Annotated in this window: 10 protein-coding genes; 5 read left to right on the forward strand and 5 right to left on the reverse strand. The window is 73.8% G+C overall.

What is annotated here, in order from left to right; all coding sequences use genetic code 11:
* The first annotated feature begins 91 nt into the window (after positions 1-91).
* A complete protein-coding gene (locus ACIQWR_RS04140) occupies positions 92-1,048 on the forward strand; it encodes a bifunctional riboflavin kinase/FAD synthetase (protein ID WP_385779807.1) in 957 nt (318 codons plus the stop codon).
* A 107-nt stretch (positions 1,049-1,155) separates the two neighbouring features.
* Here ACIQWR_RS04140 and ACIQWR_RS04145 read toward each other — a convergent pair whose 3' ends face one another.
* The 3 genes from ACIQWR_RS04145 to eccE form a co-directional block, all read right to left on the reverse strand.
* Complete coding sequence (locus tag ACIQWR_RS04145) at positions 1,156-4,032, reverse strand: SCO5717 family growth-regulating ATPase (RefSeq protein WP_404004977.1); 2,877 nt, start codon at positions 4,030-4,032, stop codon at positions 1,156-1,158.
* Between the two features lie 384 nt (positions 4,033-4,416).
* Positions 4,417-5,115, reverse strand: a complete 699-nt coding sequence (locus ACIQWR_RS04150) for a hypothetical protein (protein ID WP_399265847.1) — start codon at positions 5,113-5,115, stop codon at positions 4,417-4,419.
* A gap of 13 nt (positions 5,116-5,128) precedes the next feature.
* Entirely contained in the window at positions 5,129-6,310 is a 1,182-nt protein-coding gene (gene eccE, locus ACIQWR_RS04155) for a type VII secretion protein EccE (protein WP_404004979.1), read from the reverse strand.
* Positions 6,311-6,714: 404 nt separating this feature from the next.
* Between eccE and eccB the strand changes: the two genes are divergently transcribed.
* From eccB to ACIQWR_RS04175, 4 genes are all read left to right on the forward strand, one after another.
* Positions 6,715-8,322 carry a type VII secretion protein EccB gene (gene eccB, locus ACIQWR_RS04160; RefSeq protein ID WP_404004980.1) on the forward strand — a complete coding sequence of 536 codons (1,608 nt, stop codon included), beginning with the start codon at positions 6,715-6,717 and terminating at the stop codon, positions 8,320-8,322.
* Positions 8,323-8,336: 14 nt separating this feature from the next.
* Positions 8,337-9,635: a type VII secretion-associated serine protease mycosin gene (gene mycP / locus ACIQWR_RS04165; RefSeq protein WP_404004981.1), complete on the forward strand. Its 1,299-nt coding sequence runs from the start codon at positions 8,337-8,339 to the stop codon at positions 9,633-9,635.
* A gap of 129 nt (positions 9,636-9,764) precedes the next feature.
* On the forward strand, positions 9,765-10,085 hold the full coding sequence (locus ACIQWR_RS04170) for a WXG100 family type VII secretion target (RefSeq protein WP_354383792.1): 321 nt from the start codon (positions 9,765-9,767) through the stop codon (positions 10,083-10,085).
* A gap of 48 nt (positions 10,086-10,133) precedes the next feature.
* The gene (locus tag ACIQWR_RS04175) at positions 10,134-10,424 is read left to right on the forward strand and encodes a WXG100 family type VII secretion target (protein WP_354383793.1); all 291 of its coding nucleotides are present in this window, start codon (positions 10,134-10,136) and stop codon (positions 10,422-10,424) included.
* Positions 10,425-10,504: 80 nt separating this feature from the next.
* On the opposite strand, the gene ACIQWR_RS04180 is transcribed toward ACIQWR_RS04175, so the two are convergent.
* Entirely contained in the window at positions 10,505-10,738 is a 234-nt protein-coding gene (locus ACIQWR_RS04180) for a DUF397 domain-containing protein (RefSeq protein ID WP_399265854.1), read from the reverse strand.
* Positions 10,739-10,849: 111 nt separating this feature from the next.
* Complete coding sequence (gene eccCa / locus ACIQWR_RS04185) at positions 10,850-14,803, reverse strand: type VII secretion protein EccCa (RefSeq protein WP_404004984.1); 3,954 nt, start codon at positions 14,801-14,803, stop codon at positions 10,850-10,852.
* Between the last annotated feature and the right edge of the window lie 122 nt (positions 14,804-14,925).

The following is a 14,925-nucleotide window of genomic DNA, read 5'->3' on the forward strand; positions in this document are numbered from 1 at the left end:
ATGCCGATGCGGGCCCCGGAGCACCGGCATGGCAGTCTTAGACCTGCAATCTCTACAGGTACGACACGGGTTCGGGCGAGGAGCGGTCACAGTGCAGCGCTGGCGTGGCTTGGAGGACATCCCCCAGGACTGGGGACGCAGCGTCGTCACCATCGGCTCGTACGACGGTGTGCACCGGGGTCATCAGCTGATCATCGGACGGACGGTGGAGCGGGCGCGCGAACTGGGCGTTCCGTCCGTCGTCGTCACCTTCGACCCGCACCCCAGCGAGGTCGTGCGCCCCGGCAGCCACCCGCCGCTGCTGGCCCCGCACCACCGGCGCGGCGAACTGATGGCCGAGCTGGGCGTCGACGCGCTGCTGATCCTGCCGTTCACGGCGGAGTTCTCGCAGCTCTCCCCGGCCGACTTCATCGTGAAGGTCCTGGTCGACAAGCTGCACGCGCGCACCGTCATCGAGGGCCCGAACTTCCGCTTCGGCCACCGGGCCGCCGGGAACGTCGCCTTCCTCGCGGAGCTGGGCGCCACCTACGACTACGAGGTCGAGGTCATCGACCTGGTTGTGCGCGGCACGGCGGGCGGCGGCGAGGCCTTCTCGTCCACGCTCGTGCGCCGACTGGTCGCCGAGGGCGACATGGAGGGCGCGGCCGAGATCCTCGGACGGCCGCACCGGGTCGAGGGCGTCGTGGTGCGCGGTGCGCAGCGCGGCCGCGAGCTGGGCTACCCGACGGCGAACGTCGAGACCCTGCCGCACACGGCGATCCCGGCGGACGGCGTCTACGCGGGCTGGCTGACGGCCGACGGCGAGCGGATGCCCGCGGCGATCTCGGTCGGCACGAACCTGCAGTTCGACGCGACCGAGCGGACGGTCGAGGCGTACGCGATCGACCGCGTGGGGCTGGACCTCTACGGGCTGCACGTGACGGTCGACTTCCTCGCGTACGTGCGCGGGATGGCGAAGTTCGAGTCGCTGGACGGCCTGTTGGAGGCCATCGCGGACGACGTGAAGCGGGCGCGGGTACTGACCGACGTCTACGACGCGGAGCGCTGACCGGCGACCACGACGCGCGGCGCCGGCCGCCCGGTCGGCGCCGCAGGAACGGGCGAGGGCCCGTACCGTCCCCTGGACGGTACGGGCCCTCGCTGTTGCCGGTGGCGCTACTGGCGCGGGTCCTGCGGCGGGGCCGGGGGCTGCTGCGGCCAGCCCTGGCCGGGCTGGGGCTGCTGCTGCGGGTACGGCTGGCCGTAGGGCTGCGGGGGCTGCTGCTGGGGGTGGGGCTGGGCGGGCTGCTGTTGTGGTTGCTGGGGCTGCTGGGGGGCGTAGGGCTGCTGCGGCTGGCCGTACGGGGAGTGCGGGGGGTAGGGGTACGGCTGCGGGGGCGCCTGTGCGGGCTGGGGCTGCGGCGGTTGGGGCTGCTGCGGTGCCTGCGCGGCGTGCGGCGGTCCCTGCTGCCAGTGCGGCTGCGGCTGGGACTGCTGCGCGCGGACGAAGTCCTCGGCGACGAGGGCGGAGAGGTTGAAGTACGCCTCGCGCGTCTTCGGCCGCATCATGTCGAGGTCCACTTCGGCGCCGGCGGACAGGTGCTCGTCGAACGGCACCACGACCACCCCGCGGCAGCGGGTCTCGAAGTGCTGGACGATGTCCTCGACCTTGATCATCTTGCCGGTCTCGCGGACCCCCGAGATCACGGTGATCGAGCGCGAGACGAGGTCGGCGTACCCGTGGGCGGAGAGCCAGTCGAGCGTGGTGCTGGCGCTGCTCGCACCGTCCACGGACGGGGTCGAGATGATGATCAGCTGATCGGCCAGGTCCAGGACCCCGCGCATCGCGGAGTAGAGGAGCCCGGTGCCCGAGTCCGTGAGGATGATCGGGTACTGGCGGCCCAGCGTGTCGATCGCGCGCCGGTAGTCCTCGTCGTTGAAGGTCGTCGAGACGGCCGGGTCCACGTCGTTGGCGATGATCTCCAGCCCGGAGGGGGCCTGGGAGGTGAACCGCCGGATGTCCATGTACGAGTTCAGGTACGGGATGGCCTGGACGAGGTCGCGGATCGTCGCCCCCGTCTCGCGGCGCACACGGCGCCCGAGGGTGCCGGCGTCCGGGTTCGCGTCGATCGCCAGGATCTTGTCCTGGCGCTCGGTGGCCAGCGTCGCGCCGAGGGCGGTGGTGGTCGTGGTCTTGCCGACGCCGCCCTTCAGGCTGATGACGGCGATGCGGTAGCAGGACATGACCGGGGTGCGGATCAGGTCCAGCTTGCGCTGACGCTCCGCCTCGGCGGCCTTGCCGCCGAACCGGAAGAGGCCCGCGGCGCCGCCGGAGCCGCCCGCGCGGTTGCTCTTCGGCTTCTGCTTGTTGCGCAGGAGGCGGTCGGAGGACAGCTCCACGGCGGCCGTGTAGCCGAGCGGGGCGCCGCCGGTGGGCGAGGCCGAGGGGTAGCGGGGGTCCTGCGGGCCGGGCGCGCCGGGGCCACCGGGCTGCGGCCACTGCTGGCCGAGCCGGGGGTCGCCCTGCGGCGGTGCCTGCGGGGTCTGCGGCGGCTGCGGGACCTGGGGTGCGTGAGGCGCCTGCGGCTGGCCCCAAGGGGCGCCGGTCTGGGGCGGGTTGGGCGCGGCCGGGTAGCCGTAGCCGGGCGGCGCGGTGGGCGCCGGGGCGGGTGCGGGTGCCGGTGCGGGGGCCGGGGGGTACCCGTACCCCTGCTGCGGGTCCGGAGCCGGCTCGTCCACGGCGTGCGAGGGGAACGAGGCGGGCAGCGGCGGCAGTTCGGCCGGCGCCGCGGGAGCGGACCAGGGCTGCCCGGGGGCGGCGTCCTGCGGCTCGGCGGCGGCCACGGCGGGCGCGGGCGCCGCCGCGTACGGAGCCGGGAAGGGAGCCGGGAACGGCGAACTCCCGTCACCCGCGGGCGCGTCGGCCACGCCGCGGTACGGGTCCGGGGCCGTCGCACCGCTCACCGGAGCGGACGCGGGGGCGGTCTCCGGCGCGGGAGGGAAGTACGGGGTCGGGCCGGCCGACGGCGCGGCCGAACCGTCCGCCGGGGTCGGCTCGACGGCGCCGGACAGCGGTACGGGCGAGCCGTCGGCCGGGGTCGCCTCCGGTCCGGCCGAGGCGGTGGGGCCCTCCGGGAACGCGGTCACCGAGTCACCCGCGGGGGTGAACCCGGAACCACCGCTCCCACCCGCCGCCGCACCCGCGTCGGCGGAGCGGGGCGCGTGGTCGTCCGCGACCGGGGCCGCGGCGGCCGCGCCGGGGTACGGCGCATCCGCAGGCGTACCCGCACCCGCAAGCGCGGAGTAGGAGCCACCGCCGGGCGTCTGCGCGGCAGCGTCGGGCGCGCCGGGGTACGGCGCCGGCGGCGCCGCCTCGGCGTCGGCAACGGGCGTGCCCGGGTCCGTGCCGGGCGCTGCGGGGTACGGCGTCACCGCACCGGCGTCGGCGGGCGTGGCGGGGTAGGGCGCGAGGCCGTCCCCGGCCGGGCCGGGGACGGGAGAGCCCAGGGGCGGAACGCCCGCGCCCGGGTGCGGCGAGGCGCCACCCGCGGCCGGTGCGCCCGGGTGCGGCGAAGTGCCACCCGTGACCGGCGCGCCCGGGTACGGCGAAGTGTCACCCGTGGCCGGGTACGGCGCCGGGGCTGTGGTCGGGGCCGTGGGCAGGGGCGTGTCGGCCGCGGCGGGGTGCGGCGCGCCCGTGGGGGCGGAGCCGGTCGGGGCCGCGTCCGCGGGCGCGTCCGTACCCGGAACGCGCGCCGCCGGGAACGGCGAGCCGCCGGTCGCCTCGGCGGGGCGGGGGGCCGAGGGTTGCGCCGGGACCGGCGCGATCCGCATCGTCGACGGGGAGGTGATATCACCCGGCCGGTGCGGTTCGAACCCGCTGCCCGCCGGCAGGTCCGGCGGGGTCGGGCCCGCCGGCGCGTCCTGCGTGTACCAGGCCGGCGGGGTGTAGTCGATGGTGAACTCGCCCGTCAGCTCGGGCTCCGCGTCGGACTGATCGTCCGTCGGGACGTTCCACGTCCCGCCGCGGCTCTCGTTCCGATCGCCGTTCACTGGTCCTCCTGGTCTGGTCGAACACCGGGCCGGCGCCCCCATCGGCACCGCGCCCACGGTCAGCCTAATCGCGCCCGGCGCCGACCTCCGGACCCGACCCGTCACCGGCGCGGACGCCCCACGGGTCGGTCCGGTTCCGGTCGCGTGCCGTCGGCCGGCCGCCCGCCCCCGCCCGCGGGGCCCGCGCGCACGGCCCCGCCGCCGGGACGGGCGCGCGACGGGCGCGTACGAAGACGCCTGCCCGCACGGCGCCCCGCGCAAGCCGGGCGGGCCCGACGAGCTGCGCAAACCCTTCGCCCAGGACGCCCACGGGAACCGCCGGCCCCCGAGGACACCCCCGTCACCGGAACCAGGACATCCACGGCCACCCGGCCAGGGGACCGCTCAGTCGATCCGTCGGGCCGCCCCCAGCAGCCCCGTCTCCGCATCCGTGCCCTGCGTCATCACGAACTGCCGGTCCCGCGGCGTGCACCACAGCGTCACGCCGTCGCCGAGCGTCGGCAGCGACTCCACCGCGCCCCGCGGCAGGTTCATCAGCCGGCCGAGCTGGTCCGCCTCGTCAGGGGACACCCGCTGCACCCCCACCAACGAGGACTGCTGGAGCAACCTCGGCGCGGTCGGGCTCAGATAGGGCAGCAGGGTCAGCACGGACTGCCAGGGCCCGGCCACCACCCGGCCGCGCGGCGGGCGCATCCCGCAGTCGCGGATCACCAGCACCGGGCTACCGGCCGACGCGCCCTGCGGGGGCACCCGGCCCACCTCGTGCAGGGTCACGCACTGCTGGCCGCCGCCCGCGGCCTGCGCCAGCCCCGACCAGACCTGCGGGCGCCCGGTCTCCACCGCCACGCGGGCCCCGGTCGCCGCCGCGCGCAGCGCGAGCACCTGGGCCGTCCACAGGCCGCCGATGAGGGTGACCTCGTACGGCGCGGGACGGTTGATGCCGAGCACCGCGGGTCGGCCATCGGCGTCCACGCCTATGACCACGCCGTCGTCCCCGATCGGCAGGGCCAGCCCGTCCAGGTCCGCGGCCGGCATCGCGTGCCGCTCCCGGCGCGGGCCGACCAGCCCGTATCCCACTCTCATCGTGATCCCACCGTCATCGTGCGCCGCCGAGGGGCAGCGAAGCCAGTACGCCCGGCAGCTGTTCGCGGTCCAGTCGGACCAGCGCGGTCTTCACCCCGCGCGCGGTGGTCTCCAACGCCCGCCGCGCGGCCACCAGTTCCTCGTCGCTGCGCCCGGTGATCCGGACGTGTCCCGTCACGGTGACCCCGTGCCGCTCGGCCGGGGCCAGGGTCAGGCTGAAGTTGGTGGCCAGCGCGGGCAGCGAGGTCAGCAGCGCGACGAACTGCGGCAGCGGCGCCGCGCCGCCGCCCAGCTGCGGCCAGCGCGAGATCCAGTACGTCGTGTGCCGCCGGTCGTCGCAGCGCCAGGTCCGCGGGGTCTCCTCGGTGCGCCGCCCGGGCGTGCCCGCGCGGCCGGCCGCGCGACCCGCCTGGGTGATCGCCATCGGGTTCGCGCACGAGGAGGTCGCCAGCGCGGCCGTCAGCTCCTGCTCGGTGAGGACCGTGGCCCGGAAACCGGCCCCGGCCAGGCGGCTCGCCAGCTGGTCGGCGGCCCGCACCACGCAGCGCTGCGCGCCCGCCAGGCCGCCGCCGCGCGCGGCGACCGCCTCCGGGCACAGTTCGGGGTCGAGCTTGAGCGCGATCCAGGTGAGGCGGACGGCCGGGGTGCCGGTCAGGGCCTGGAGGGGCGCGTAGTTGCGGGTGGCCATCGACTGGGCGGGCAGGTGCGGGGCGGGCGCGGGCTGGGTGTGCTGCACCAGCTGCGCCGACTCCAGCCGGATGCCGTCCACTTCGAGGACGTCCCGGACGATGCCGAGCGGCAGCGGCCGCGCGGAGCGGTCCGGGCGCAGCGCGGTCGCGTCCATGTCGACCTGGACGACCGCGGTCAGGAAGGTCCCGTCGCCGATCATGCCGACCGGACGGCGGTCGCGGTCGCTGAACGTGCAGGTCCGCAGCGCCGGATCGGCTTCGACGAGCGGGGCCAGCCCCGGTTCGGTGCCCGTGGGCACGGGGGAGGAGGCGGCCCGGCGGCGGCGTGCGCGCAGCGCGAGCGCGGTGCCGATCCACTCGGGCAGCGAGCGTTGGTGGCGGCGGACCACCGCCAGCAGGAGGAGCACGGCCGCCAGCACGCCGGCCGGCACCAGCAGCAGCGGGTCCACCACCCAGGCGACGAGCAGCACCGCGGCCGCGACCTGGACCAGGACGAGCTGTTGCAATCGGAACGGTCCGAACCGCCCCGGGCTCGACCGGGGGTGTGGTGTCACGCCTGACGCGGTACTCGAATTCCCCGTGTGCTCCCGGGCGGACGGTGCGCCGCGCTCCGGTGCGGCCTCGGCCGCACGCCGCTGCCTCGCGGTCGTCCTCACTGGCGGACCTCCCCTTCCCGGGGCCGGGCCCCGTGAGTTCCGACGGTGCGGTAACTGCCCGCGTGACCCCGGAATCTCCCCTAACCACCCCAACAAGCCCTGATTACCCCGGTACGGGAGGCACGGAGCGGCGCCCTCACCCTACCCGGCCCCTGCGCACCCTCCGTCAACAGGCATAGTAGGTGCCCGGTCCGACAATCGAGGCTCGGGGACCGGACCCACCGACCGGGCCGTGCGGGGAGAAGCAGGCGGTCATGGCATCACGACGCGATGAGCTGAACGCGTACACCTTTGCGAAGCGGCGCACCGTCGCCGCGTTCCTCCAGCCGTCCGCCACCGGCACCGAGGAGGGCGCGCCGCGCCCCCTGCGCGCGGCCGTGCCGGGGCTGGTGGTCGGAGCGCTGATCCTCGCCGCGTTCGGCGCGTGGGGCATGTTCAAGTCCCAGGCCCCCAAGGGATGGGCCGAGCCGGGCGCGAAGGTCATCGTCGGCAAGAACTCGACGACCCGGTACGTGGTCCTCACCACGAAGGACGGCGGCAAGACGCAGACCCGGCTGCACCCCGTCCTCAACCTGGCGTCCGCCCGGCTCCTCCTGGACCCGGACAAGTTCCAGGTCATCCAGGTCGACGACAAGCTCCTGGACGGGGGCAAGCCCCCGCGCGGCCCGATCATCGGCATCCCCTACGCCCCCGACCGGCTGCCCGCCCCCGCCGACGCGGGCAAGGCCAAGCGCTGGGCCGTCTGCCAGCAGCCGGGCGGCAACGGGCACGGCGTGCAGACCGCCGCCTTCGTCCTGGCCGACCGCGAGGCCCCCCTGCTGGACGACGCCCGTCGGGTCGCCGACGGCCAGGTGCTCTACGTCCAGAGCTCCGGCCCGACCAAGGAACGCTTCCTGGTCGACGCCACGGGCACCAAGTACAAGTTCCCCGAGGGCGCGGCCGGCAGCCCGGCGGCCTCCGACGCCCAGAAGCTCACCAACGCCCTGGTCGGCAGCGGCACTCCGCAGCAGGTCACCGACCAGTGGCTGGCCACCCTGAAGCCGGGCGAGGACCTCGGCTTCCCGCAACTGCCCGCCGGCGTGGGCGCGGACGCGGGCGTGTCCGGGCTGAGCACCGCCGACAACCGGGTCGGCATGGTGCTGCGCGCCGTGACCGGCTCCGGCCCGCAGCACTACGTGGTGCTGCCCGGCGGCAAGGTCTCCCCGGTCACCGAGTTCGTCGCCTGGCTGCTCATCAACGCGCCCGCGACCGACAAGCTCAACATGACGGGCAAGCCGCGCGAGGTGGACCTGCAGTCCCTCAGCCCGGACCCCGTCCCCTTCCGGGGCGACGCCCGCTGGCCCGCGAAGAAGTCCGCGCAGATCAACCGGACCCCCGCACCCGGCACCCCCGCCCCCGCCGCGGGCTCCGGCCAGAGCCCCGACCGCGACACCGTCTGCAACGTCCTGCGCGGCGTCGACGGCCAGGGCAACCAGACGATGAGCACCTGGGCGGGCACCGGCTTCCCCGTCGACATCACCGCGAGCGGCACCAGCGCGTACGTCACCCCCGGCTCGGGTCTCCTCTACACCCAGACCCAGGGCAACCAGGGCAGCGCCGGCGGCACCCTGTTCCTCGTGACCGACACCGGCCTGCGGTACGCCGTCCAGGCCAACGGGGACAGCGACGCCGAGCACTCGAAGATCGGCGCGACCGACCCCAAGGCGAAGGGTTCCGACGGCCGCCCCGAAGCCAGCCAGGCGCAGATCCGGCTGGGCTACGGGAACGTCGTACCGGCCCTGGTGCCGATCGCGTGGTCCGAGTTCCTGTCGAAGGGCCCCCGGCTGGACACCAACGCCGCGCGCCAGCCCCAGGGTTCGTGAGGACGCCGATGCCGATGCCAACCCCTGAGCCGACCCCGAAGCCGAAGGCGGCGCGCCACCGGGTCGCGCTCTGCGCCACGGCCCTCGCCCTGACCTCCGCGGCGACCCTGACGTCCGCCGCCGCGGCGGCGGCCCCGACCGCCGACCCGCGCCCCGCCGGGGCGGTCCCCGCGGTCCGGCTCGCCGGCGCGGGCGAGTGCACCTTCCCCATGAAGAAGCAGATCGCGGACCGCCCCTGGGCCCTCCAGCGCCTGCTGCTGGACGCGCTGTGGGCGAAGACGAAGGGCAAGGGCGTCAGGGTCGCCGTCATCGACACCGGCGTGGACCGGGTCAACCCGCAGCTGGCCTCCGCCGTGGACGTCGGGGCGGGCAAGGACTACATCGACCCCAAGGGCGGCGACGGCACGACCGACACCGTCGGCCACGGCACCAAGGTGGCCGGCCTGATCGCGGCCCGCCCGCAGGAGGGCACCGGATTCGTCGGGCTCGCCCCCGAGGCCACGATCATCCCGATCCGGCAGAACGACGACAAGGAAACCGGCAAGGCCGACACCCTGGCCGCCGCGATCCGCCACGCGATCGCCCAGAAGGCCCAGGTCATCAACATCTCGCAGGACACCACCCTGCCGATGGCCGAGGAATCCGACCTCGGCAAGGCCGTCAAGGAGGCCGTGGCCGCCGACATCGTCGTGGTCGCCTCCGCGGGCAACGACGGCATGGACGGCCAGAAGCGCAAGACCTACCCGGCCGCCTTCCCCGGCGTGCTCGCCGTCGCCTCCGTGGACCGCAACAACGAGCGCGCCGCCTTCTCCCAGCCGGGACCCTTCGTCGGCGTCGCGGCGCCCGGCGTGGACATGGTCTCGACCGTTCCCGGCTTCGGCCAGTGCGTGGACAACGGCACCAGCTTCTCCGCGCCGTACGTCGCCGGCCTCGCGGCCCTGCTGCGCGCCCAGAACCCCAAGTGGACCGCCCCGCAGATCATCTGGCAGATCGAGCAGTCCGCCGAGCGCGCCGTCAACGGCCGCGACGACTACGTCGGTTGGGGAGTCGTCGACCCGGTCCGCGCGGTCGCCACGGACAGCGCCACACCGCCGGCCGGGCCGCCGAGCGCGGACCCGGGACCGCCGCCCGCGGCCGCGCCCGAAGCCGCGCCGCTCGTCCTCGACGAGACCGCGCAGGAGCGCCAGGCGCGCGTGGGGACGTACGCTCTGGGCATCGGATCCGTCCTGATCGCCGTCATCGCGGGAGCGGCGGCGGTGGCCCGGGAGAGGCGTCGCAGAAGGCGCCGAACCGGACCAAGCGCCCCTGCGTAGGCCGGAACGCGGGTTTGCACTCCGGGAACCGAGCACCTGCCCGGGCATACTTGTTGGGCCTGTCCTATGAAGTGGCTACAGTGTCAGTGGACTTCACAAGTGTGATGACGGGAGAGAACCGACATGGCGATGAACCTTCAAGTCGATGACGAAAAGAAGGTCAAGCTCGCAGATGAGATCAACACGTACCACTCTGATCTCTCGGGCCGCATCAACCGCCTGAACGACGTCGTCGACCGCATCCAGGCCGGCTGGCAGGGTGCCGCCAGCAAGGAGTACGACGTACTCCAGCGCGGCGTCAACGACAACATGAACAAGATCAAGCAGCGCCTGATCGAGCTGGAGGACGCCATGCGCATGAGCGTCAAGGGCTTCACCGCCCAGGAGCAGGAGCGCATCGCCGAGATCCGCAAGGTCGGCGGCAACACCAGCTCCATCCTCGGCGTCTGACGCACGCCCGCACGGCTGTAACGAACCACAACGGGAGGGAAGACAGCGATGTCACTCGCAGTCAATTACGACACCGTCGCGACCGCCGCGTCCGACGTGCGCACCACCAGCTCGCAGCTCAGCCAGGGCCTCGAGAACCTGATGAACAAGGTGAAGACCGTCGCCGAGAGCTGGGAGGGTGAGGCCAAGACCGCCTACCTCGAGATCCAGCGCGACGTCACCACCAACATGGACCAGATGAACGCGAAGCTGGGCAACATCGCGAATCTGCTCGACAGCTCGCTCGTCGGCTACCAGGACACCGACCGCGGCAACGCGACGCGTTTCCGGATGGTCTGACCGGCAGCACCCCGAACGTACGAGAGGGGCCCGCGCACTTCGGTGCGCGGGCCCCTCTCGTACGTGTGCGACGACCGCGCCTAGCGGAGGTCGAACTCCCCGTCGCGCGCGCCGAGTACGAAGGCGGTCCACTCCGCCTCGGTGTAGCGCAGCACCGTCTCCGGATCCAGCGAGGACCGCATCGCCACCGCACCCTCGGGCAGGTGCGCGATCTCGACCCGCTCCTCGTGCTCCTCGGTGCCCGGAGCACTGGTCCACTCCACGCCCGAAATGTCCAGGGCGTACAGCGCGTCCTTCTCGTGTGCGTCAGCCATCGGCACGAATTCCTCTCGGCGGTGCGGGTGGTCACTGCGCGGCCACTCCCCGCATCGTACGTGCGCCCGCCCCGCCCGTCAGCGGTACTGGACCACCCGCACCGCCCTGTGCTAACGGTCCGCCAGCCAGCCCGCCTGGATCAGCGGGGTGCCGCGCTTGCGGGAGACGAAGGTGCCGCGCCCCGGGGGCATCGGGCGGGCCCGGACGTTGCCCAGGATGTCGCCCTCGTTGCGGTCGCCGGACAGGATCAGGCCCTGCGCGCCCAGCTCCTTGACCCGCTGCATGAACGGTTCGTACGCACCCCGCGACGCACCCGCCGAGGAGCGGGCCACGATGAAGCGGATGCCCACGTCCCGCGCGAACGGCAGGTTCTCCACCAGCTGCGACAGCGGGTTCGAGGCGTTCGTCGACACCAGCTCGTAGTCGTCGATGATCACGAACAGCTCCGGGCCGGTCCACCAGCTGCGGTCGCGCAGCTGCTGCGGGGTGATGTCCGGGCCCGGGGCGCGCTTGCCCATGACCGTCGCGATCGCCTCCATGTGCATCTGCATGGCCGAGGCCATCGGCGCGTACTCCAACAGGTGCGAGGACGGCACCGCCTCCAGCAGGGTGCGCCGGTAGTCACCGACCACGATCCGCGCCTGCTCCGGCGTGTAGCGCTCGCTGATCTGCTTCGCGATCAGCCGCAGCAGCGCCGTCTTGCCCGACTCGCTCTCACCGAAGATCAGGAAGAACGGGTCGGTCTCGAAGTCGATGAAGACCGGTTCCAGGTTGGTCTCGTCGATGCCGATCGCGATGCCGTGCTCCGGGTACTCGAAGCCCTTCGGCAGTCGGTCCGCGGGCAGCTTGCGCGGCAGCAGCCGTACCGCCGGCGCCCCCGGCCCCGACCAGCCCGTCCGCACGGACTCCACGAAAGCGGCGGTCGCGTCCGACATCCCGTCCGGCCCCGACTGCCCGTCCACCCGCGGCAGCGCCGACATGAAGTGCAGCTTCTCCGGCACCTGGCCCCGGCCCGGCGCGCCCTGCGGCACGTTCGCCGCGACCTTGCGGTCGAACTCGGAGTCCATGACGTCACCGAGGCGCAGCTCCAGGCGCCCCAGGATCTGGTCCTTGAGCGCCGCGCGCACCTCCATGTACCGGGAGGCGGTCAGCACCACGTGGATGCCGTAGCCCAGCCCGCGCGCCGCGATGTCCGCGACCACCGGCTCCAGGTGCTCGTAGTCGTTCTTGAACTGGCCCCAGCCGTCGATCAACAGGAAGACGTCACCGAACGCCTCCTCCGCCAGGTCGCCCGAGGCCCGCCGCCGCCGGTAGGTGCCGATCGAGTCGATCGCGTGCGCGCGGAAGAACTCCTCGCGCCTGTTCAGCACGCCCGCGACCTCCGCGACCGTGCGCCGGACCCGCTCCGGGTCCAGCCGCGAGGCGATCCCGCCCACGTGCGGCAGGTCCTGCACCGCGGAGAAACCGCCGCCGCCGAAGTCCAGACCGTAGATCTGCACCTCGCGGGGGGTGTGCGTGAGCGCGAACGAGGACACCAGCGTCCGCATCAGCGTCGACTTGCCCGACTGCGGACCACCGACGATCAGCAGGTGGCCGGCGGCGCCCGAGAAGTCCCGGTAGAGCACCTCGCGCCGCTGCTCGAAGGGCTTGTCGATCAGGCCGAGCGGCACGACGAGCCCGCCGGGCCGCGTGTACCCCTCCGCGTGCAGTCCGCGCTCCGCCGTGCTGGCCAGCGCGGGCAGCAGCTGGTCCAGCGGCGGCGCCTGGTCGAGCGGCGGCAACCACACCTGGTGCGCGGGCACGCCCTGACCCTCCAGCCGCGCCACGATCACGTCGAGGACCGTGTCCGCGAGCGCGTCGTCCGCGCGCGCCGCCTGCGCCGCCAGGTACGCCGGGTCCGGCGCCGCGTACACCACCGGCACCGGCGTCGCCGTGAACAGCGCGGGCCGCCGCTCCAACGGGAACCGGCCCACCGACAGGTCCGGCCCGCCCGAGCGGTAGGTGCCCGAGACGTAGGCCGCCTTGAAGCGGGTCATCTCGTCCGTGCCGAACTTCAGGTAGCCCGAACCGGGCACCGACGGCAGGTGGTAGGCGTCCGGCACGCCGATCGCCGTCCGCGACTCCGCCGCCGAGAAGGTCCGCAGACCGATCCGGTAGGAGAGGTAGGTGTCCAGGCCGCGGAGCTTGCCCTCCTCCAACCGCTGCGAGGCCAGCAGCAGGTGCACGCCCAGCGACCGGCCGATCCGGCCGATCTGGATGAACATGTCGATGAAGTCGGGCTTCGCCGTCAGGAGTTCGCTGAACTCGTCGATGACGAGCACCAGCGCGGCCAGCGGCTCCAGCGGCGCGCCCGCCGCCCGCGCCTTCTCGTAGTCGTGCATGTTGGCGTAGTTGCCCGCCGACCGCAGCAGCTCCTGGCGCCGCTGGAGCTCGCCGCGGATCGAGTCGCCCATGCGGTCCACGAGGGTCAGGTCGTCGGCCAGGTTGGTGATGACCGCCGCCACGTGCGGCATCTGCGACATGCCCGTGAAGGTCGCACCGCCCTTGAAGTCCGCGAGGACGAAGTTCAGCGTCTCCGAGGTGTGCGTGACCGCCAGGCCCAGCACCAGCGTGCGCAGCAGCTCCGACTTGCCGGAACCGGTCGCGCCGACGCACAGGCCGTGCGGCCCCATGCCCTCCTGCGCCGCCTCCTTGAGGTCCAGCATCACCGGGGCGCCGCCCTCGCCGACCCCGATCGGCACGCGCAGCCGCTCACCGGCGGAGCGCGGCCGCCAGGTCCGGGCCACGTCGATCGAGCCCGCGTCGCCCAGGTTCAACAGGTCGGTGAAGTCCAGGTTGGCGAGCAGCGGCTCGTCGTCGTCCCCGCCGCCCGTGCGCAGCGGCGCCAGCTGGCGCGCCAACGCCTCGGCCGCGGGCAGCGACAGGACGTCGGGCACGCCCTCGTACGCGATGCCCGCACCCGACTCCAGCCGCAGCCGGCCGGGCCGCACCACGACGGAGAGCCCGCCGCGCGGCTCGTCCAGCTCGCCCGGGACCACCTCGACGATGGTGATCCCCTGCAACCCCTCGGCCGCCGCGAACACCGAATCCGGCGGCACCATCCCGCCGTCGAGCACCACCACGATGTGCGGCTGGTCCAGCACCGGCTGCACGTCCCGGCTGAACCGCGGCCGCCCGTCCAACCGCGCCGCGAGGAGGTCCTCGATCTCACCCAGGTCGTCACCGAACAACCGCTTCGTGCCGGCGCCGTCCACCTGACCGGGCACCTGCGTGTGCGGCAGCCACTTCGTCCAGTCCCACACCGGCACCGCGCCCGGCGCGGCCACCACGGCCACCATCAGGTCCTCGGGGGAGTGCAGCGTCGCCAGCTGGGCGACCAGCGCCCGCGCCGTGCCCCGCGCCGCCTCCGGCTCGCCGGACACCGTCACGTGGTAGAACGCCCGCACCGACACCGCCACCGGCAGCCCGTCCAGCGAGGAGTGCACCTTCAGGAAGCGCTGCATCGCGCCCGCCGTCAGCGGCTCCAGCTCGTCCACCGGCGCCGTGTCCGGCGCCACCAGCGGCGTCGCCAGCCGCTGCGCGCCCAGGCCCAGCCGGGCCTGTCCGAAGTCCTCGTCGCCGACCCGGCGCTCCCACAGCCGCGAGCCCTCGGCCACCACCGACCACAGCTGCTCGGGGGCCGGGTGCAGGTACAGCTGCGCGTCGCGCTGCGAACGCGCGGTCCGCCGCACCTGGCGCCGCGTCTGCGCGAGGTACTTGAGGTAGTCGCGGCGCACGTCGGCCATTTGCCCCTGCGTACCGCGCCGGTACCGCATGATCTGCGCGATCACCATGCCCACCGTCGACACCAGCATCAGCACACCCATGATGCGCATGAACGACGGCACGTTCGGCATGAAGAAGAACACGACGGAAGAGCCCATGCCGAGCATCGGCAGGAGCTGCATCGCCATGCCTTCCTGCTGCCCGCGCGGCAGCTCCGGCGGCGGCTCCAGGTGCAGTTCGTCCGAAGGCACTTCGGGCGGCAGCGACCGTGGCGGGCGTTTGACGACGATCTGGCTCACCGGAGCATCAATCCCTCGAAAGCGGACGGGACGTCGATACCGGCGCCCCCAAGTCCCGGGTGCGGAGCGGGTGTCCTCCGCGCGGAGGTGATCCTACTTGCCGACAGTCCGCCTTATGCCCG

Source organism: Streptomyces sp. NPDC098789, assembly GCF_044759975.1.
Lineage (GTDB): Bacteria > Actinomycetota > Actinomycetes > Streptomycetales > Streptomycetaceae > Streptomyces.